The organism is Neotabrizicola paludis (assembly GCF_044142105.1).
GTDB lineage: Bacteria > Pseudomonadota > Alphaproteobacteria > Rhodobacterales > Rhodobacteraceae > Pseudogemmobacter.
Window position 1 is genome coordinate 578,260 of the sequence record NZ_JBGTYM010000001.1, and the last position, 19,019, is coordinate 597,278.

15 protein-coding genes are annotated in these 19,019 nt (G+C 67.1%); 13 read left to right on the plus strand and 2 right to left on the minus strand.

Annotated features, from left to right (window positions below):
• Window positions 1–34: 34 nt before the first annotated feature.
• Both ACED67_RS02750 and ACED67_RS02755 read right to left on the minus strand, forming a co-directional pair.
• A complete protein-coding gene (locus tag ACED67_RS02750; protein WP_395539999.1) occupies window positions 35–2,086 on the minus strand; it encodes an oxidoreductase in 2,052 nt (683 codons plus the stop codon).
• A gap of 89 nt (window positions 2,087–2,175) precedes the next feature.
• Window positions 2,176–2,604 carry a MarR family winged helix-turn-helix transcriptional regulator gene (locus ACED67_RS02755; RefSeq protein WP_395540000.1) on the minus strand — a complete coding sequence of 143 codons (429 nt, stop codon included), beginning with the start codon at window positions 2,602–2,604 and terminating at the stop codon, window positions 2,176–2,178.
• Between the two features lie 137 nt (window positions 2,605–2,741).
• On the opposite strand from ACED67_RS02755, the gene ACED67_RS02760 reads away from it, so the two are divergent.
• The 13 genes from ACED67_RS02760 (at window position 2,742) to ACED67_RS02820 (ending at window position 19,017) form a co-directional block, all read left to right on the plus strand.
• Window positions 2,742–3,557 carry an FAD binding domain-containing protein gene (locus ACED67_RS02760; RefSeq protein ID WP_395540001.1) on the plus strand — a complete coding sequence of 272 codons (816 nt, stop codon included), beginning with the start codon at window positions 2,742–2,744 and terminating at the stop codon, window positions 3,555–3,557.
• Entirely contained in the window at window positions 3,554–6,223 is a 2,670-nt protein-coding gene (locus tag ACED67_RS02765; protein ID WP_395540002.1) for a molybdopterin-dependent oxidoreductase, read from the plus strand. Before ACED67_RS02760 ends, ACED67_RS02765 begins: the two co-directional genes overlap by 4 nt.
• Window positions 6,220–7,656 (plus strand): 6-hydroxynicotinate reductase, encoded by a 1,437-nt coding sequence (locus ACED67_RS02770; protein ID WP_395540003.1) that lies wholly within the window; start codon window positions 6,220–6,222, stop codon window positions 7,654–7,656. The genes ACED67_RS02765 and ACED67_RS02770 overlap by 4 nt, the downstream gene beginning before the upstream one ends.
• On the plus strand, window positions 7,653–8,498 hold the full coding sequence (locus tag ACED67_RS02775) for a UPF0280 family protein (RefSeq protein WP_395540004.1): 846 nt from the start codon (window positions 7,653–7,655) through the stop codon (window positions 8,496–8,498). The genes ACED67_RS02770 and ACED67_RS02775 overlap by 4 nt, the downstream gene beginning before the upstream one ends.
• On the plus strand, window positions 8,491–9,072 hold the full coding sequence (locus ACED67_RS02780; RefSeq protein ID WP_395540005.1) for an amino acid synthesis family protein: 582 nt from the start codon (window positions 8,491–8,493) through the stop codon (window positions 9,070–9,072). Before ACED67_RS02775 ends, ACED67_RS02780 begins: the two co-directional genes overlap by 8 nt.
• Window positions 9,069–10,445 carry a hypothetical protein gene (locus ACED67_RS02785; protein ID WP_395540006.1) on the plus strand — a complete coding sequence of 459 codons (1,377 nt, stop codon included), beginning with the start codon at window positions 9,069–9,071 and terminating at the stop codon, window positions 10,443–10,445. Before ACED67_RS02780 ends, ACED67_RS02785 begins: the two co-directional genes overlap by 4 nt.
• 86 nt (window positions 10,446–10,531) lie before the next feature.
• Complete coding sequence (locus ACED67_RS02790) at window positions 10,532–11,803, plus strand: substrate-binding domain-containing protein (protein WP_395540007.1); 1,272 nt, start codon at window positions 10,532–10,534, stop codon at window positions 11,801–11,803.
• A 75-nt stretch (window positions 11,804–11,878) separates the two neighbouring features.
• Window positions 11,879–12,760 (plus strand): branched-chain amino acid ABC transporter permease, encoded by an 882-nt coding sequence (locus ACED67_RS02795; protein WP_395540008.1) that lies wholly within the window; start codon window positions 11,879–11,881, stop codon window positions 12,758–12,760.
• Window positions 12,757–13,698: a branched-chain amino acid ABC transporter permease gene (locus tag ACED67_RS02800; RefSeq protein WP_395540009.1), complete on the plus strand. Its 942-nt coding sequence runs from the start codon at window positions 12,757–12,759 to the stop codon at window positions 13,696–13,698. Before ACED67_RS02795 ends, ACED67_RS02800 begins: the two co-directional genes overlap by 4 nt.
• Complete coding sequence (locus ACED67_RS02805; RefSeq protein ID WP_395540010.1) at window positions 13,695–14,423, plus strand: ABC transporter ATP-binding protein; 729 nt, start codon at window positions 13,695–13,697, stop codon at window positions 14,421–14,423. Before ACED67_RS02800 ends, ACED67_RS02805 begins: the two co-directional genes overlap by 4 nt.
• The gene (locus ACED67_RS02810) at window positions 14,413–15,108 is read left to right on the plus strand and encodes an ABC transporter ATP-binding protein (RefSeq protein WP_395540011.1); all 696 of its coding nucleotides are present in this window, start codon (window positions 14,413–14,415) and stop codon (window positions 15,106–15,108) included. The genes ACED67_RS02805 and ACED67_RS02810 overlap by 11 nt, the downstream gene beginning before the upstream one ends.
• 121 nt (window positions 15,109–15,229) lie before the next feature.
• The gene (locus ACED67_RS02815) at window positions 15,230–17,260 is read left to right on the plus strand and encodes a hydantoinase/oxoprolinase family protein (protein ID WP_395540012.1); all 2,031 of its coding nucleotides are present in this window, start codon (window positions 15,230–15,232) and stop codon (window positions 17,258–17,260) included.
• A gap of 74 nt (window positions 17,261–17,334) precedes the next feature.
• On the plus strand, window positions 17,335–19,017 hold the full coding sequence (locus ACED67_RS02820) for a hydantoinase B/oxoprolinase family protein (protein ID WP_395540013.1): 1,683 nt from the start codon (window positions 17,335–17,337) through the stop codon (window positions 19,015–19,017).
• Window positions 19,018–19,019: the final 2 nt, after the last annotated feature.

Genomic DNA, 19,019 nt, shown 5'->3' on the forward strand with positions numbered 1-19,019 from the left:
AGATACTGGCATTGATCAACAAAATCGTCTCACCCTAAATGTCCTTGACCAGCCGCAGGGCGTCATAGATCGCGGCATGGGTGTTGCGGCTTTCGACCGCATCGCCGATGCGGTACAGGCGAAAACCGCGCGGACCCTTGCCGTCCGGCTGGGGCTGCCCGGCGATCAGCGCCTCATAATCCACCGCGCCAAGGTTTTCCGACAGCGGCTTCAACTCGAAATACAGGTCCGCATTCGGGGCGGTGCCATGGTTCACGACGATCTGGTCGAAGCTGCGCGTCTCGCTGCGATCGAGCAGATAGTCCGAGCCGACTACGGCGGTCAGTTGGTTGCCCTCGGGCCGCACCGCATTCAGCCGATAGGTCACGGTGAAGCGCGTCTTGCCGAATTGCAGCGCCCGCATATAGGGCACGAGATTCATGCCCATGACTTCGGGCGCGAAGGCACGGTCGGGGGTCATCACCTCCACGCTGGCGCCCGACGCGGCCAGGACCTCTGCCGCCTGCAAGGCCGCGTGATCGCCCGCATCGTCGTAAAGCAGGATGTTCTGGCCAGGCCGCACATCGCCCGAGAGAATGTCCCAGGCGGTGACAACCCTGTCCGCGCCGGAGGCGAGTTCGGGCAGTTGCGGCAAGCCGCCTGTGGCGACGATCACCACATCCGGCTTTTCGGCCAGCACATCGGCGGCTTCGGCCCAGGTGTTGAAGCGGAACTCGACGCCCGCCGCCTGGCATTGCTCCATCCGCCAGTCGATGATGCCGATCATTTCCGACCGTCGCTTGGTCTGAGCGGTCAGGCGGATCTGGCCGCCGGGCCGGTCGGCAACCTCGAAAACCGTCACCGCATGGCCGCGCGCCGCGGCGACGCGGGCCGCCTCGAGCCCCGCCGGACCCGCGCCGACAATGACGATCTTCTTTTTCTCGGCGGCGGGCGCGATGTCATGCGGCATCGTCTCTTCCCGCCCGGTCGCAGGGTTGTGGATGCAGAGCGCCATGCCGCCCTGGTAGATCCGGTCCAGACAATAAGTCGCGCCGACGCAGGGCCGGATCTCGTGCTCGCGGCCCTCGGCGAGTTTGCGCACGATATGCGGGTCGGCGATATGGGCGCGGGTCATGCCGACCATATCCAAGAGGCCATTGGCGACGGCATGGCGCGCCGTGGCCACATCGGGGATGCGGGCGGCGTGGAAGGTGGGCAGGCCGACCTCGGCGCGGATGCGGCCCGCAAGGTCCAGATGCGGGGCCGATCGCATGCCCTGAACCGGGATCACCTCGGTCAGCGCCGCGTCGGTATGGATACGGCCCTTGATGATATTGACGAAGTCGACAAGGCCGGATGCCTTGAAGCGCCGTGCCATCTCGACGCCATCCTCGACCGGGATGCCGCCCGGCTCGGCCTCGTCCGCGACATAGCGCATTCCCATCAGGAAGCCGGGGCCAACGCGCTTGCGACAGGCTTCCAGCACCTCGAAGGCAAAGCGCAGGCGGTTGTCCAGCGAGGAGCCGTCATAGGGGCCTTCGGGCATGGCATTCGTCAGAGGGCTGATGAAATTGTCCATGAAATGCCCGTAGCATTCGAACTCGATCCCATCGAGACCGGCGACCTTCATCCGTTCTGCGGCATCGGCATAGTCGTGGATGACACGGGCGATGTCCCAATCCTCGGCCACTTTGGGGAAGGCGCGATGCGCGGGCTCGCGCGCGGGGCCGGCGCCCAGGACGGGCAGCCAATCGCCCTTGTCCCATCGGGTGCGGCGGCCAAGATGGGTGATCTGGATCATCACCGCTGCCCCGGCCTCGTGGCAATCATCGGCAAGCCGCTTCATCCACGGCACGACCTCGTCCTTCCACACAAGCACATTGCCAAAGGCGGGCGGGCTGTCGCGGCTGACGCTTGCCGATCCGGCCGTCATCACCATGGCGACGCCGCCCTTGGCGCGTGCGAGATGATAGAGCCGGTAGCGATCCTTCGGCATCCCGTCTTCGGTATAGGCCGGCTCGTGGCTGGTGGTCATGATCCGGTTGCGCAGCGTCAGCGGACCAAGCTGATAGGGTTGCAGAAGGGGGTCATTGGACGCGCGGGTCATGGGCCTGGCCTTGGAATCTGGACGTGTCGGAACAGACTAGTCGCTGGGGCTGGCGCAGACTGGCCGGATGCGACCCACGGGGGTCGGTTTCAGGTCAGGCGCAGGAGGAGGCGAAGAAGCTGCTGGCGCTCCTCGACAGTCAGGGGACCAAGCGTCTCGTCGCTGATCTCAAGCGCCGCAGCCTTCAGCCGGGCGAAAAGGGCGCCACCCTGGGCGGACAGCGCGACGGTCAGGCGGCGGCGGTCCTGCGGATCGGGGGCAGTGGTGACATGCCCCATGCGCACCAGCCGGTCGACAACGCCCTTGATCGTGGCCGCATCCATCGCCGTCTCGCGGCCCAGCAGGTTCTGCGACAGGGGGCCAAGCTGCGACAGCCGGGCAAGCACCGCGAACTGGGTGGTGGTGACTTCGGGGATGCGGTCGGAGAAGATCGCGATATGGCGCTGCGTGACCCGGCGCAGGACAAAGCCGATCTGGTCATCGAGCAGATAGCAAAGCGCAGGATCGGGTTTGGCCATACTGTGCAGATAGACGCGTGGGGCAGGCTTTGGCAAGAATCATCCGCGCTGCGCCGAATGCGCAGAGAGAAGCGTTGACAGAAGCCACGAGTCGGCCACAGCTTGTTTGCACACGAATGATCTTGCCGGGGCCAGGGATGGGATATCACCAAGCCGCGACGCTGACCGAGGCCCTGGACCTTGCGGGCCAGGGCGCGCGGCTGCTGGCCGGGGGGACGGATCTTTATCCCGGCGCAGGGGCGCGGCTGGCGGGGCCGGTGGTGGATATCGCCGGATTGGCCGAGCTGCGCGGCATCAGCGCCGGGGACGGATTGCGGATCGGCGCCTGTACCACCTGGTCCGAGATCGCTTCTGCGGCCCTGCCTCCGGCCTGCGCCGCCCTGCAGGAGGCCGCGCTTCAGGTCGGCGGGCGGCAGATCCAGAATGCGGGCACGATCGGCGGCAATCTCTGCAATGCCTCGCCCGCCGCCGATGGCGTGCCGCCGCTTCTGGCGCTCGAGGCCCAAGTCGAATTGGCAGGGCCTGGTGGCACCCGTCGCCTGCCGCTGGCCGATTTCCTTTTGGGTCCGCGCCGGGTTGACCTGCGCTTGGGCGAAGTGCTGGTCGCCCTGCATCTGCCGCAATCGGCGCTGGCAGGGCGGTCGCGGTTCGAGAAGCTGGGTGCGCGCGCCTATCTGGTGATCTCTATCGCCATGGTCGCCGTTCGGCTTGAGGTACTGGAGGGGCAGGTCACGGCGGCGCGGGTGGCCGTCGGGGCCTGCGGGCCGGTGGCGCGGCGTTTGCCTTTGGTGGAAGGGGCCTTGCTCGGCCCCGTGGCGGGAGCAGTAGGGCGGGTCGATGCGGCACGGGTGGCGGCGGGGCTTTCGCCAATTGCCGATGTGCGGGCCAGCGCGGAATACCGCGCACAGGCCGCCGCCGAGCTGATTCGCCGTGCGGTCGGGCGGCTGGCATGATCCGCTTCCGGCTCAATGGTCAGGATGTAGCGGTCGAAGCGCCGGGCGGCGAGCGGCTGAGCGAGGTTCTACGCGAAAGGCTGGGCCAGCGTGGCACCAAAGTCGGCTGCGATGCGGGCGATTGCGGCGCCTGTACGGTCTTGGTCGATGGCCGCACCGTCTGCGCCTGCCTGATGCCGGCGGGGCGCGTCGCCGGGGCTGATGTGGTGACGGTCGAGGGCGAGACGCCGGAACTGACCCGGCTGCGTGCGGCCTTCCTGCGCCATGGCGCGGCGCAATGCGGCATCTGCACGCCGGGAATGCTGCTTGCCGGGGCCGAGCTTTTGGCACGCAATCCTGCCCCGTCCGAGGCAGAGGCGCAGGAGGCCTTGGGTGGCGTTCTGTGCCGCTGCACAGGCTATCGCAAGATCCTGGCCGCGATCTGCGACACCGAGGGCGGGACGCAGCCCGAGGCAACCGGCATCGGCGCACGCGTGCAACGGCTGGATGGCGCGGCCAAGGTGGCGGGCGATGTTTTTGGCGCGGATCATGCGCCGGACGGGGCCTTGCGGGTGTGCGCCATCCGCTCGCCCCATCCCCATGCCGCTTTCACCTTCGGCGATCTTGCCGCTTTCGCGGCGCGGCCCGGCCTGGCCGGGGTCTGGACCGCTGCCGATATTCCGGGGCGCAACGCCTTTTCCGTCATTCCGCCCTTCGCCGACCAGCCCGCCATCGCGGAAAGTCCCGCAAGATTCCGCGGGGAATGCGTGGCGATCGTGGCTTTCGATGCCGAGGCCGAGCCGGACCTTGCCGATTTCCCGATCAACTGGGCGCCCTTGCCCGCGCTGCTGACACCGGCGGAGGCCGAGGCGCCGGGCGCCGGGCTGATCCATGGCAACCGGGCGCGGAATCTGCTCATCGAAGGCGTGGTTCGGCGCGGAGATGTAGCGGCGGCGCTGGCAGCTTCGGCCCATGTCGTCGAAGGCAAGTTCGAGACCTCTTTCGTCGAACATGCCTATATCGAACCCGAGGCGGGCGTCGCCTGGATGGAGGGCGAGACCCTGGTGATCCGCGCCTGCACCCAGGCGCCGGGCATGGATCGCGAGGACACCGCCGCCATTCTGGGCCTGCCGCCCGACCGGGTGCGGATCATTCCCTCGGCTGTGGGCGGCGGGTTCGGCTCCAAGCTGGACCTGTCGCTGCAACCTCTGATCGGGCTGGTGGCGCTGAAGACGGGGCGCCCGGCGCGGATGATCTATACGCGCGCGGAAAGCATGGCCTCGACCACCAAGCGCCATCCGGCCGAGATGACGGGTCGGATCGGCTGCGATGCCGAAGGGCGGATCACCGGGCTGGAATTCGAGGGCCGCTTCAACACCGGCGCCTATTCAAGCTGGGGGCCGACAGTGGCGAACCGCGTGCCGGTCCATGTCTCCGGCCCCTATTACACCCCCGCCATCCATGCGCGGGCGCGCGCGGTCCATACGCATGGCCCGGTTTCCGGCGCGTTCCGCGGCTTCGGCGTGCCGCAGGGTGCCTTGTGGCAGGAGACGCTCTATGATCGCCTGGCCGAGAAGGCGGGGCTGGACCGGCTGGAGTTCCGGCTGAGAAATGCGCTGCGCGACGGCCAGGCGACGGCGACGGGGCAGATCTTGCAGGCCACCGGCATCGCGCCTTGCCTGACCGCGCTGCAGCCCCATTGGCAGGCGGCGCTGGCCTGGGCGGGGCAGGCGAAGGGCAGGGGCGTCGGCATCGCCTCCTGCTGGTATGGCTGCGGAAATACCGGATTGCCCAATCCGTCGACCATGCGCATGGGCGTGACGGCCGAGGGCAGGATCGTGCTGCATCAGGGCGCGACCGATATCGGCCAGGGGTCGGGCACGGTGATCCCGCAGATCGCCGCCGAGGCTTTGGGCGTTCCGGTGCAGATGCTGCATATCCTGGGTGGCGACACCGCGATCACGCCGGACGCCGGCAAGACCAGCGCCTCGCGCCAGACCTATGTCTCGGGCCGGGCGGCCCAGGCGGCGGGGGCGGCGTTTCGGGCGGCGATCCTGCGGATGGGAAATGCCGGGCCGGGAGCGCAGATCGTGCCTGACACTGGCAAGATCGTCCTGCGCGACGGCGCGACCCGGCGCGAAATCGACCTTGCCGCCCTGCCAAGGGATGCGCGCGGCTATGCGCTTTCGGTCGAGGAAAGCTATGACCCGCCCACCACCGGGCTTGATGCCGATGGCCAGGGCAAGCCCTACGCCGTCTACGGCTATGGCGCGCAGATCGTCGCGCTCACGGTCGATCTGGCGCTTGGCACGGTGACGCTCGACAAGATCACCGCCGCGCATGACCTTGGACGCGCGATCAACCCGACCCTTGTCGAAGGCCAGATCGAGGGCGGCATTGCCCAGGGCATCGGCCTTGCGCTGATGGAGGAATACCTCGCCGGCCGCACCGAGAACCTGCATGACTATCTGATCCCGACCGTAGGCGATGTGCCAAGGATCGAAAGCCTGATCCTGGAAATTCCCGATCCCGAAGGGCCTTTCGGCGCCAAGGGTCTGGGCGAGCATGTGCTGATCCCGACCGCCCCGGCGATCCTGAACGCGATCCGGCACGCGACGGGCGCCACGCTGACCCGCGTTCCGGCACTGCCGCACCGCATCCTTGCGGCCATGGAGGCTGCCCGATGAGTGACGCATCCGAGAAGATCCGCTGCGATGCCTGCCCGGTGATGTGCTACATCGCGCCGGGCCAGACCGGGGCCTGCGACCGCTATGCCAATGAGGCGGGCCGGATCGTGCGCACCGATCCTGTCGTCTTGCTGTCCCATGCCCTGACCGGCGGCCAGCGCATCGTCCCCTTTGCCGCCGCCGATTGGGATGGCGAAACGGTGCCGCCCGACACATTCGTCACCGGCATCGGCTCGGGCACCACCTATCCCGATTACAAGCCCGCGCCCTTCATCGTCTCGTCGCAGGTGGCGGGGGCCGATATGGTGACTGTGGTCACCGAAGCGATCTTTTCCTATTGCGGCGTCAAGGTGAAGATCGACACCGACCGTTTCCTTGGCCCGGAAGGCGCGGTGGTGCGGGTGCAGGGCGAACCTGTCGGCCATGTCACCACCGCCGAATATGGCAGCCAGATGCTGTCTCTGGGCGGTGTGCATCACCTGACCGGCGGATCAAAGCCCGAAGGTCGCATCACCTGCGCCGCCATGCTGGCCCTGTGCAATGGCGAGGCGGTCGAGATGGAGATCGAGGGCGGCGCCAGGGTTGTGGTGCAGGCAGGGCAGGCGCCCATCGTCGATGGCCGGTCCGAGCGGCGGATGCGGGTCGGCTGCGGCTCGGCCACGATCGGCATGTTCGCGGCGCAATGGCGCGGGCTGGTGGATGAGGTGGTGGTGGTCGATGACCACATCACCGGTGTCGTCTCGGAACATCAGGCCGGGAAGGTTCTGGGCTGGGAGCCGACGGGGATCAGGATCAAGGGTCATCGTTCTACCCCCGGCCGCTATTTCCGCGTTTCGGAGCCGGGGCTGGGCTGGGGGGGCACGAGGCTTACCGATCCGCTGGAGATCCTGGGCGACTGGCAGGAAAAGAAGGGGGCAAGACCGGGACTGACCCTGCTGATGGTGTCGACCACGGGCGAGGATCATGCCTATTACGTGCTGGATGAGGCGCTGAAACCGGTGCAGCAGCCCTTGCCCGAGGCGCTGCGCGATACGGTCGCGCTGATCGACGAGAATTGCGAACCCTCGCTCTGCACGGTGCTGTTCGTCGGCGGCGCGGGCGGGTCCTTGCGCGCGGGCGTGGCGAAGAACCCGGTGCGGCTGACGCGCTCGGTGCAGGGCGGTGTCACGCGTCTGACCTCGGGCGGGGCGGAATGTTACGTCTGGCCGGGGGGCGGCATTACCTTCATGGTCGACGTGCTTGACCTGCCGAAGGGCGCTTTCGGCTATGTCCCGACCCCGGCGCTGGTGGCACCGCTGGAATTCACCCTGCCGCGCGCCGAATATCTGGCGATGGGCGGCCATGAGGCAGCGATCCGCAGCCTTGAACGATCCGTGGCCGAAGGTGGCGAATACCCGACCGCCGCGCGGCTGGAAAGCTGGCCCGTGCGATGAGCGGCGCCGTTGCAGCCCTGTTGCCCGACGGAAGGCTGCACTTGCAGCATGGGCCGATTGATATTGTGGCGCAGGGGTTTGGCGCGGCAGATGCCGTGCGGGCGGCCCATACCCGCGCCGCAGCGCGCTTCGCGACGGTGCTGGATGAATTGGTCGCGGAACTGCCCATGCTGCGCAGCGAAACCGGTCTTTTCGGCGGAAAGATTGCCCGGCGCATGGCCGCGGCAGTCGCGCCCTATCGGCCAGCCTTCCTTACCCCCATGGCGGCGGTGGCGGGGGCGGTGGCCGAAGAGGTGCTGGAGGCGCTGACTGGGCCGGGGATCACGCGGGCCTATGTGAACAATGGCGGCGATATCGCGCTGCATCTGGAGCCAGCCGAAAGCCTGACCTGCGCTCTGGCCGTGACGGGCGGGCTGGACCGAGTGTCCCTCGCCGCATCTGATGCAGTACGCGGCATCGCCACTTCGGGCTGGCGCGGGCGCAGCTTCTCGCTTGGCATCGCCGATGCGGTGACGGTTCTGGCGCGCACCGCCGCCATGGCCGATGCGGCGGCCACGATGATTGCCAATGCGGTCGATCTGCCGGGCCATCCCGGCATCCGCCGCAGACCGGCGCAGGAGGTGCAGGCCGACAGCGATCTGGGTGCCCGGGCGGTGACGGTCGGCGTGGCGGAACTTTCGCCGGGCGAACGCGGCATGGCCTTGCGGGCGGGGCTGGCGGCAGCCGAAGGGTTCCGGGCGCGCGGTTTGATTGAAGGGGCGGCGCTTTTCCTTCAGGGTGAAAGCGTTGCGACGGGGGGCGGGCTGCTGTCCGCCCACAGGGAGACGAGGGAATATGTCTGATTTCGCCATCCGAAAGATCGTTTGCCAGATCGAGGAGATCCGCCATGAGGGCGGCCCCGCGCCCGCCGTGCCAGTGTTGCGCGGCGCGATTTATGCGATCTGCGCCAATCCCTTTGCGGGTCGCTATGAGCCACAGCTGCAACCGGCGATGGAGGCGCTGAAGCCGCTGGCGCTGGAGCTGACCGACCGGCTGGTGGTGTCACTTGGCGGACGGGCGGGGATTGACGCCTATGGCAAGGGTGCCATCGTCGGCGAGAATGGCGAGCACGAGCATGGTGCGATCTGGCATGTCTCGGGCGGCTACGGCATGCGCGAGCGGCTGGGCGAATGCCGCGCCATCGTTCCCTCTGCCATGAAGGTCGGCGGGATGGGATCGACGCTGGACGTGCCGCTGGGCCATCTGAACGCGGCCTATGTGCGCTCGCGTTTCGACGTGATCACGCTGGCTTGCGAGGATGGGCCGCGCGCCAATGAGGTTCTGTTCGCCCTGGCCATGGCGCGGGGGGGGCGGGTGCACAGCCGGATGGGCGGGCTGGAGATCGGCGATGTGAAGGGGGAGGACGGGCTGCGGTGAGCGAAGCGTACGAATTTTCATTGAAAATTCGGGGCCTTGCCCGTCTTGCCTGCCCGGCGGCGGCCTTGGTGCCGGGTCTGGCGCAGGCCTGCGCCCTGCCGCCCTCGGTGCTGTTGACCTTGCCGACCGACACCTACATCACCGCCGCCGCGCTGACAGTGGCGCTGACCGCGGTTGTGGGGGCGCTGTCGGGGCGGCTGCCAGAATTTGTATCGCACAAGCTGGCGGAGATCAGGCCGGGCGCTTTGACCACCGTCACGTCCTATCTGTCCTTCCTGGCCTTTCTGGGCCTGGTTCTGGTCGGCCTCCTTGGCAATCGCGACCCGATGCACAATCTGATGACGCTGGTCTTCTGGACGGGGGTCTGGATCGCGCTGCCGCTGGCTTCGATGCTCTGCGGCAATCTCTGGGCCGTGGTGACGCCCTGGGCCGGGCCCGTACGAATTGCGCGGGCGCTGTTGCGGCGGCAGCGGGGGATCGGCCTCTCGCGGTGCGGACATTGGCCTGCGGTTCTGGGCCTGGCTGGTTTCGCCTGGTTTCAGAGCGTCTCGCTCTATCCCGATGATCCGGCCGTGCTGGCCAAGCTGGCGCTGACCTATTGGGCGGTGATCTTCGTTCTGGCTGTGCTCGAGGGCGAGGCCTTCCTGGAACGGGGCGAGTTTCTGACCGTTCTTTTCACAATGATCTCGCGGGTCTCGCCGCTTTGGATCGAATCTCGCGGCGACCGGGCGCAGCTTTGCGCGGGCTTTCCGGGCGCGCAGGTGCTGCGGATGGCGCCGCTCTCGACCTCGGCGGTGGTCTTCGTGACGCTGGCGCTGGCGGCCCTGACCTTTGACGGGCTGGCCGAGACCTTCTGGTGGCTGGCGCTGATCGGCGAGAACCCGTTGGAACCCGCCGGACGGTCTGCGGTTATGATGGCCAATACGCTGGGCCTGCTTGCCGTCTGGGTGGTGACGCTGGCCCTGATCCTGGGGGTGATCCGGGCGGGGCGGCTGGCCGCGGGACCGGTGGCGCTTTCGTTCCTGGCTATCGCGGCGGGCTACCATGCGGCGCATTATTTGGTGATGCTGCTCACCGCCGGGCAATACACGCTCGCCGCGCTGAACGATCCCTTGTTCAGCGGCGAAAGCTGGCTTGGCCTGCCGCCCTTCTATGTTTCCTTCGGTTTCCTCACCGATCCGCGGATCATGCCGCTGATCTATGCCTTCCAGTTCACCGCGATCCTTGCCGCGCATCTTCTGGCCGTGGTGCTGGCGCTGAAGCTGGCCGGAGAGGGCGCATCGCGGCTGCGGGCGCATCTGCCGCTGACCGGCTTGATGGTCGGCTACACGATCCTTGGCCTCTGGCTTTTGTCCACGGCCAAGGCGGGGTGACATTTTGTCCAGTTCATTCGCGCACTTACAGACCAGCCCGCGGAGTTGCCGCTAGAAGCAACCCGCCCCAACATGGAGAGACCGAGATGACGAACCTACTTATGCCCAGCCGCCGCAGCCTGTTGAAAGGGGCAGGCGCAGGGGTCCTTGCCGGGATGCTGCCCGCCGTGGCCGGCGCCCAGGCCAGCCCGATCAAGCTGGGCTTCCAGCTTCACCGCACCGGCATCGGCGCCTCGTACGGGCGCTGGTATGAACGCACGGCGACGGCGGCTCTGAAGGCGATCAACGAGGCGGGCGGCATCGCCGGGCGGCCGGTCGAGATCCTGTTCGAGGATGACGCGACCGACCCCAAGCGCGGGGCGGAAGTGGTCGACAAGCTGACCCAATCGGACGGCTGCGACATCGTCATGGGCACGCTGTTCAGCCATGTCGTCATGGGCTCGGCCCCGCGCGCGGCCGAGTTGAAGGTGCCCTATCTGGTCTGTTCGGAAGGCTATCATGTCGCGAGCGGCGCCCTGAACCGCTGGACATTGCAACCGGGCATCACCGATGTGCGCAGTCAGATTTCCAGCATGGCGCCCTGGGTTGCGGCCAATCTGGGCAAGAAAGTCACCATGTTCTACCCGGATTATGCCTTCGGCTATGACCATCGCGACTTCTTCTCGAAAGCGATCGAAGCGCAGGGCGGGCAGGTTCTGTCGCAGATCGCCATTCCGCCCACCGAGACCAGCTTCACCCGCTATTTCGCGCAGATCCCCGCGGATACCGAGGTGCTCTATCACGTCATGGTCGGCCCGGCGGTGCTGACCTTCGTCAAGGAACTGGGCGAGTTCTACGGCTCGGGGGCCAAGCCGCAGCTTTTCGGCTTTGTCGACTCGCTCGAAGCGGTGGACACTGCGACGCCGGGGCTGGAATTCCTGGAGGGCACGCATTTCTGGGAGGCGCATCCGCGCACCAAGCCCACCGATGCGGGCGAACATGAAGCGGCCTATCGCAGCGCCGTCGGGGTCGATGACAATGGCACCAGCGTCAGCGATGCCAAGGATGTGGCGACCTATTCGCATATGTTCTCGTGCTGGGAGACGCTGTACTTCCTGAAGGCCGCGATGGAGAGCGCGGGATATACCGGCCCGGCCGACCGCCAGAAACTGGTCGAGGCGATGGAGGCGATGTCCGATCTGCCCTATGGAATCGAGCGGCCGCAGGGCGCGAAGGTCTTCAACGGCAAGACCCATCAGGTCTTCGGCGTGCAGAACATCAGCCAGATCCAGTCGGGCAAGCTGGTGAAGGTCCATACCACGACGATGGCGGACGGACTGTACGAGGATGCGGTGGACTACACCACCCAGTCCTTCTGATCCCGCATCACAGCCTGAAACTTCGGCCCCGCCGCTCTTTCGCGGCGGGGTGACCCCCGCCCTACGGCTGATGACATGGCTTTTGGACCCTTTCTTCTTCTTGCCCTGATGGAGGGGCTTGTGACCGCCGCCGCGCTGGCGCTGGCGGCCTCGGGCCTGTCTTTGGTCTTTGGCGTGATGCGTGTCGTCAATGTCGCGCATGGCGAGTTCTACATGCTGGGCGCGGTGATCGCCTGGTTCGTCACGACGCTGGTGCCGGGACCAGCCTGGGCCGCGTTCCTGGTGGCGCTGCTGGTCGCGCCGATCGCGGTGGCGGCGCTGGCGGCGCTGGCGGACCGTCTGGTGCTGCGACGGCTGAACTATGACCCCGAAGCGACGATCGTGGCGACGATCGGGCTGCTCTACATGATCCAGCAGGCGGCGCTGACGCTCTATGGCCCCGATGCCCGGCCCGTCGCGGCGCCTTTTGAGTGGCGTCTGCAACTGCCGTGGTTCGGCTATTCGGGCTACAAGCTTTTCGTGGTGGCGGCGGCGGCGCTGGTCTTGCTGGCGCTGTGGCTGTTCATGACGCGCAGCAAGGTGGGCCTTGTCATGCGGGCCACGCAGGTTGACCGCGAGGTGGCGCAGGCTTTCGGGATCAATGTCGATCTGGTCTATATGGCGGTGTTCGGTATCGGCGCGGCCCTGGCCGCGGTGGCGGCGGTGCTGATCGTGCCCATCCAGCAGGCCCATTACCTGATGGGACATGATCCGCTGCTTCTGTCCTTCATTGTCGTCATCATCGGCGGATTGGGCAGCTTGCGCGGCACGGTGGTCGCAGCGCTGGTGATCGGCCTGTCGGACGGGGTGATCAGCATGTTCTTCTCGCCCACGCTGGCCAAGATCCTTGCAACGCTTCTGGTCGCGCTGGTTCTGGTCTTCCGCCCGCAGGGTCTGTTCGGAGGGCGCGAGAGATGAACGGACGCGCGATCTGGGCAGCCCATCTGGCGCTTCTGGCGGTGCTTTTCGCGCTGCAATATGTCTTGCCGCCCTATCACGCGACCAATCTGGCCCGCGTGATGGTGCTGGCGCTGTTCGCGACGGGCTACAATCTGGCCTTCGGCTATACCGGGCTTCTGAGCCTGGGCCATGCGCTGTTCTTCGCCGCAGGCATGTTCGCGGGCGCGCTGCCCGCCTGGCATTACGGCCTGGGGGCGGGGCCGGCCCTTCTCTTGTCGCTTGTTGGCGGCGCGACCATGGCGGGGCTGACCGGGCTTCTGGCGCTGCGGACGGCGGGGGTCAGCTTCATGATCGTGACGCTGATGTTCGCCAAGGCCTTCCACCTGGTGCTCATCTATTTCAACCAATGGACCGGTGGCGATCAGGGTTTCGCATTGCCCGCGGCCAGCCGCGAGCTGGCCGGGCAGGCACTGTCGAAGGACGGGCCGCGCTATTTCGTGGCCTGGGCACTGTTCTCGATCGGGCTGCTGATCTGTCTGGCGCTGGTGCGGTCGCGGTTTGGACGGGTCATGGTGGCGATGCGCGAGAATGAGGAACGCTCGCGCCTTCTAGGCTACAATCCCTATCGCGTGAAGCTGTTGGTTCTGGTGATCTCGGGCGCCTATGCAGGGCTCGCCGGCGGGGCCTGGGCGATCCTGTTCGGCTATGCCGGGGCGGGATTTGCCGAGATCCAGTATTCCATCCTGCCGATGCTCTATGTCCTGATGGGGGGCGCCGGCGTGGTCTCTGGGCCGCTTCTGGGGGCGGCCGCGATGTTCTGGCTGGTGGAGCTCGCGGCCGAACTGACTTCGGCCTGGCTGTTTCTTGTCGGGGCAGCGCTGGTGGTGCTGATCCTGTTCGCGCCGAAAGGCGTGCTTGGTTGGGTTCGCGCCCGCTTCTGGAGGGACCTGCCATGAGCCTGTTGCAAGCAAGTGGCCTTGTGCGGCATTTCGGCGGTCTGCGCGCCGTCGACGGCGTGGATTTCGATCTGGCGCCCGGCGAGGTCCATGGCCTGATCGGCCCGAACGGGGCGGGCAAGACCACCTTCGTATCGCTGCTGTCCGGGCGCATCCCGGTGCAATCGGGCCAAATCTTCCTGGATGGGGACGAGATCACCCGACTTTCAGCCCAGGCCCGGGTCAAGCAGGGGCTGGCTTATACGTTCCAGATCACCTCGATCTTCCCCGGTCTGTCGGTTTTCGACAATGTGGCGCTTGCGGTGCAGGGCGGGCGCGACTCGGTGGGGGCGCTGCGCGGCGACAAGGCGGCCCTGGGCCACGCCGTGGCGGCAGCACTGGGCAAGGTGGGGCTTGAGCACCACCGCGCGCAAATGGCGGGAGAGTTGAGCTACGGTCATCAGCGGCTCTTGGAGGTTGCCATGGGCCTGGCGCTGAAGCCCCGCGTGCTGATCCTGGACGAGCCGACCCAGGGTCTTGCGGCGGGCGAAATCGCCGGTTTCATGGCGCTGGTGCGATCGCTGGTGCCCGAGGTCGCGGTCCTGATGATCGAGCACAATATGGATGTGGTGATGGGCGCGGCCGACCGGATCACCGTCCTGAATTTTGGCACGGTTCTTGCGTGCGGCACACCTGCCGAAATGCGCGCCGACAGGGCCGTGCAGGAGGCCTATCTTGGCGCTTGAGGTGACGGGACTGACGGGGGGATACGGGCCAGTCACGGTGCTGCGCGGGGTGGATTTCACCGCGAAGCCGGGCGAGGTGACCTGCGTGATGGGGCGCAACGGCGCGGGCAAGACAACACTGATGAAAGCGCTGATGGGGCTTTTGCCCTGCGCCGGACGGATCACCCTGGATGGCGTCGAGGTCTCGGGCCAGCCCGCCCATAAGGTTCCCGGGCTGGGTCTCGCCTGGGTGCCGCAGGGGCGGCGGCTGTTCGGGCCGCTGACCGTGGCGGAAAACCTTGCGATCGGCGGATTGCTGCGCGGCAACCGCGCTGCGGTTCGGGCGCGGGTGCTGGAGATGTTTCCGCGGCTGGGCGAACGGCTGGCACAGATGGCGGCAACGCTGTCGGGAGGGGAGCAGCAGATGCTGGCGATCGGCCGGGCGCTGTGCCTTGAGCCGAAAGTTCTGCTTCTGGATGAGCCGACCGAAGGGTTGCAGCCCTCGATGATCCAGCTCATCCGCGACGCGATGCTGCGGCTGAAGGCCGAGGGCGTTGCGGTGGTTCTGGTCGAGCAGCGCGCCGATGCAGTGCTGCAAATGGCGGACCGCGTTGCCTTCATGGCGCATGGCAAGGTCGAGGAAATCGTCGACGCCGGGGCATTGACGCCCGGGGCACGGCAATTTGCGGAATATGTGGGGGTATAGGGATGGGCCCGGCAGGACGGGGTGCGGGCGGGTATCTCGAAAGCCCCGCCTCGGTGGCTTCAAAGACGCGGAGCAGGCTTCTTAGCGGAAGCCGCGGCTCGGCCAGGACGGAGGCAGGCGCGTGACGCGAGCAGGGCTGGTGGCCGGCGTGGACGTCGGCGGGACCTTTACCGACCTTGTGATTTTCGATCCCGCCTCGGGCGCGGTGCGGCTGGCCAAGGTGCCGACCACGCTGCCGAACCAGGCAGGCGGGGTCCTGGCGGCCTTCGAGGCGGCGGGGACGGCTGATCTTGCCGCACTGGATCTGATCGTCCATGGCACCACGACCACGACCAATGCGGTGCTGGAGCGCCAGCTTGCCCGGACCGGCATCATCACCACCGCAGGGTTCCGCGATGTTCTGGAACTGGGTCGTCGCACCCGGCCGCAAGCCTATGGCATGGCGGGCCGCTTCGTGCCGATCATTCCGCGCGACCTGCGGCTGGAAGTGCCAGAGCGGATGGATGCGCGCGGGCGGGTGATCGCACCGCTTGACGAAAAGGCTTTTCGTGAATCTGCCGCCGCGCTGCAGCGAGCTGGCTGCGAGGCGCTGGTGATCCACTTTTTGCACGCCTATGCCAACCCGGCGCATGAACTGCGCGCGGGCGAGATTGCGCGCGAACTGTGGCCGAACGCCTATGTCACGCTGGGCCATGCGCTTCTGTCCGAGGCCCGGGAGTATGAGCGCGGGGTGACGGCGGCGGTGAATGCCAGCGTCCAGCCGGTGCTGGAGCGCTATATCTCGCGGCTGGCGGGCGAGCTGGCGCAGCGCGGCTATGCGCGCGATCTTCTGGTCATGAACGGTAATGGCGGCATGGTCACCGCGCAGCATGTGGCAAAAGAGGCGGTGAAAACGGTGATGTCGGGGCCCGCCTCGGGGGTGATGGCGGCGGTGGCGACCGGGCGGCGGGCTGGGATGCCCGACCTTCTGACCTATGACATGGGCGGCACATCGACCGATGTGGCCATGATCCGCGGCGGCGTGGCCCCGGTCTCGAACGAGATCGAGGTGGAATATGCCATGCCGATCCATGTGCCGATGGTCGATGTGCGCACCGTCGGCGCGGGCGGCGGGTCGATCGCACGGGTCGATGAGGGCGGCATGCTGCGGGTCGGGCCGGAAAGCGCCGGCTCCTATCCCGGCCCGGTCTGCTATGGGCGCGGCGGCACGAAGGTCACGATCTCGGACGCGAACCTGATCCTGGGGCGCCTGCCCGCCAGCCGGTTCGGACAGGCCGCCGAGGCGGCGCGGATGGCGATGGACGCGCAGATCGCGCGGCCTTTGGGGCTGGGTGTCGAGGAGGCCGCCGAAGCAGTGGTAAGGATCGCCAATACCCATATGGCGGGGGCCGTTCGGATGGTGTCGATCTCGATGGGGGCCGATCCGCGCGATTTCGCGCTTTTCGCCTTTGGCGGGGCGGGGCCGCTGCATGCCGTCGCCCTGGCGCGGGAACTCGCCGTGCCGAAGGTTCTGGTTCCGGCGCGACCCGGGATCACCAATGCGCTGGGCTGCGTGGTGGCGGATCTGCGGCACGATTTCGTGCGCACGCTTAACCGGCCTCTGGATGCGCTGGATATGGGGGAGGTCGCCAGGCTTCTGTCGGCGCTTGAGGCGGAAGGGCGCAAGCTGATCGCCGCGGAGAGCGTCGAGGTGCGCGACGTGAAGGCCGAGTTTTCGGCCGACATGCAGTTCCTGGGGCAGACCCATCTTCTGCGCGTGACCCTGCCTTCGGCCTCTCCGACGCAGGGCCAGATGCAGGCGCTGTTCGAGGCGGCCTATCATGCCCGCTTCCGGGTGGATCTGCCGGAAATCCGTGCCTCGGTGATGAACCTGAATGTCTCGGTGACCGGGCGGCGGGCCGAGCTGGACCTGTCGCGCCTGATCGACCCGGCCGGGCGGAAAGCGATGCCCGAGGTCAAGGAGATGCGCCAGGTCTGGTTTGACGGCGGCTGGCAAGACGTGCCGATCTATTGGCGCGATCACCTGCCGCTGGCGCTGGACCTCTCCGGCCCCGCCATCGTCGAGCAGATGGACACGACGCTGGTGGTGGAGCCGGGCTGCCGGGTGACGTCGGACAAGGACGGCAATCTGATCGTGGCGGTTCGGGGCTGAAAACGCCAAGCCAGTGGACTTCGCGCCCCCCCGGCCCCCTGCGGGATATTTGAGCGGAAAAGAAAGGCGGGACGATGATCGATCCGGTGACATTGACGGTGATCCAGGCGGGGTTGCAGCAGGTCTGCGACGAGATGGACCTGACCTTCTCGCGCGCAGCCTTTTCGCCGGTGATCGCCGAGGCGGATGATCGGTCGGACGGGATCTACAGCGCCGAGGATGGCAGCCTGATCGCGCAGGGCTCGAAGGGCCTGCCGGTCTTTGTTGGCGTGATGCAGTTCTCCACCCGAACCCTGATCCAGCGCATCGCGGCAGGGGTGACGGCAGCGCCCGAGCCGGGCGACATCTATATCGTCAACGACCCCTATCTGGGCGGCACGCATCTGATGGATGTGCGCTTTGCGATGCCGGTCTGGCGCGAAGGCAAGATTTGGTGCTGGCTGTCGAATACCGGGCACTGGCCGGACACGGGCGGCATGGTGCCGGGCGGGTTTTCCGCCAGTGCGATCAGCGCAGAACAGGAAGGGCTGCGTCTGCCGCCGGTGAAGCTGTTCAAGAAGGGTGTGCTGGATGCCGAGATCTGGGCGATCATCTGTTCCAACATCCGGGTCAGCGACCAGCGCATCGGCGATGTGAAGGCGCAAGCGAGTGCCCTGATGGTCGGGGCTGACAGGCTGGCCGCGCTGATGGATCGCTACGGCGACACCACCGTGAGCGAGGCGGTGGCGCGGATGCGCGATCTGGCGGCGCGGCAGATGCGGGCGATGGTGGGGCTGATCCCGGAGGGAAGCTACACGGCCAAGGCGATGATCGACAGCGACGGGGTTGTGAACGAGCCGCTGACCATTGCGCTGACCATGAGCCGCGCGGGCGAGCGGTTGACCTTCGACTTTTCCGGGTCGTCGCTGCCCTGCGCGGGGCCGATGAATTCGGTCCGGGCGACCACATTGTCTTCGGTCTATCTGGCCGTACGCCATGTCTTTCCCGATGTGCCGATCAGCGCCGGAGCCTTTGAACCCCTGGAGGTGACGGGGATCGAGGGCACATTCCTCGACGCCCACTATCCGAGACCTGTTTCGGGTTGCGCGGCCGAGGTCAGCCAGCGCATCGCGGAAGCCGTCTTTGCCGCGCTGGTTCAGGCGATCCCGCAGCGGGTAACGGCCGCACCGGCCGGGACAAGCGGAAATTTCGGTCTGGGCGGGACCGACCCCGAAACCGGGGCGGGCTATGTGATGTATCAGATCTCGGGCGGCGGCTATGGCGGCTTTGCCGGGGGCGACGGCATTTCCAATGGCTGTTCCACGATAGGCATCTCGAAGGCGCCGCCGGTCGAGATCATGGAGCAGAAATACCCGGTTCTTTACCGGCGCTACGCGCTGCATGAAGGCTCGGGCGGGGCAGGGCGGATGCGGGGCGGCTTCGGGCTGGATTACGAGATCGAGCTGCTGCGTGGCACGGCGCGCGCTTCTTTCGTCATGGATCATGGCCGGGTCGGGCCGCAGGGCGTGCTGGGCGGCGGCGATGGCGCGGTGAACCGGGTGGAGATCATGCGGCAAGACGAGCCGGTTCTGGTGCCCGAGCATCTGTCCAAGGCGCAGGATATCGTCTTGCAGGCGGGCGACCGGGTGCGGGTGCGCACGCCGGGCGGCGGCGGCTATGGCGCGCCCGAGGGCCGCGATCCGGCGCTGGTGGCCGAGGATGTGCGGCTGGGTCGCTATAATGCGGAAGAGGCCCGGCGGCTTTGGCCGCCGGGCTAAGG

What these genes read in the sequence shown, in the direction of transcription:
- ACED67_RS02750 (WP_395539999.1), bottom strand. Translation starts at nt 2,086, where the DNA reads ATGACCCGCGCGTCCAATGACCCCCTTCTGCAACCCTATCAGCTTGGT.
- ACED67_RS02755 (WP_395540000.1), bottom strand. Translation starts at nt 2,604, where the DNA reads ATGGCCAAACCCGATCCTGCGCTTTGCTATCTGCTCGATGACCAGATC.
- ACED67_RS02760 (WP_395540001.1), top strand. Translation starts at nt 2,742, where the DNA reads ATGGGATATCACCAAGCCGCGACGCTGACCGAGGCCCTGGACCTTGCG.
- ACED67_RS02765 (WP_395540002.1), top strand. Translation starts at nt 3,554, where the DNA reads ATGATCCGCTTCCGGCTCAATGGTCAGGATGTAGCGGTCGAAGCGCCG.
- ACED67_RS02770 (WP_395540003.1), top strand. Translation starts at nt 6,220, where the DNA reads ATGAGTGACGCATCCGAGAAGATCCGCTGCGATGCCTGCCCGGTGATG.
- ACED67_RS02775 (WP_395540004.1), top strand. Translation starts at nt 7,653, where the DNA reads ATGAGCGGCGCCGTTGCAGCCCTGTTGCCCGACGGAAGGCTGCACTTG.
- ACED67_RS02780 (WP_395540005.1), top strand. Translation starts at nt 8,491, where the DNA reads ATGTCTGATTTCGCCATCCGAAAGATCGTTTGCCAGATCGAGGAGATC.
- ACED67_RS02790 (WP_395540007.1), top strand. Translation starts at nt 10,532, where the DNA reads ATGACGAACCTACTTATGCCCAGCCGCCGCAGCCTGTTGAAAGGGGCA.
- ACED67_RS02795 (WP_395540008.1), top strand. Translation starts at nt 11,879, where the DNA reads ATGGCTTTTGGACCCTTTCTTCTTCTTGCCCTGATGGAGGGGCTTGTG.
- ACED67_RS02800 (WP_395540009.1), top strand. Translation starts at nt 12,757, where the DNA reads ATGAACGGACGCGCGATCTGGGCAGCCCATCTGGCGCTTCTGGCGGTG.
- ACED67_RS02805 (WP_395540010.1), top strand. Translation starts at nt 13,695, where the DNA reads ATGAGCCTGTTGCAAGCAAGTGGCCTTGTGCGGCATTTCGGCGGTCTG.
- ACED67_RS02820 (WP_395540013.1), top strand. Translation starts at nt 17,335, where the DNA reads ATGATCGATCCGGTGACATTGACGGTGATCCAGGCGGGGTTGCAGCAG.